General features: G+C 70.4%; 1 protein-coding gene. It reads right to left on the reverse strand.

All coding sequences use genetic code 11. The features are described from left to right. Positions 1–29: 29 nt before the first annotated feature. Positions 30–388, reverse strand: a 359-nt coding sequence (locus IG78_RS0141180; RefSeq protein WP_037703458.1) for a winged helix-turn-helix domain-containing protein, incomplete at its 5' end; no start/stop codon positions are given.

A 388-nucleotide genomic window follows, 5' to 3' on the forward strand; every position in this document is an offset into this window, starting at 1 on the left:
GTCGAGGAAGACGATCCAGGCACGTGTGTTCACGGCCCTTTTTTGATGCGTGGCCACTCGTGCGCGATCCAGCGGGCGATCTGCGACTCGTCCCGCTCGGCCGCCCGCCGCTCGGGCCGTTGCAGGCTCCATCCCAGCCGGCCGGTCAGCAGCCGCCACACCGACGCCCTCGACAGCACCACCCCCGTTGCCCGGGTGACGACCGCGCCGACTCGTTCCAAGGTCCACAGGTCGGCCTCGAAATCATGAGCCTGGGCACCTTGCTCCAACGCGGCCCGGACCATCTCGGCCTGGGTGTCATCCAGCTTGGGTGGGCGTCCGGTGGCTGCCCGTCGCCGCAGGGCCGAAGCACCGGCTTGCTCCCACACCCGCCGCCAACGCCGCACAC

The organism is Streptomyces aureocirculatus (assembly GCF_000720475.1).
In the GTDB taxonomy this organism is placed as follows: domain Bacteria; phylum Actinomycetota; class Actinomycetes; order Streptomycetales; family Streptomycetaceae; genus Streptomyces; species Streptomyces aureocirculatus.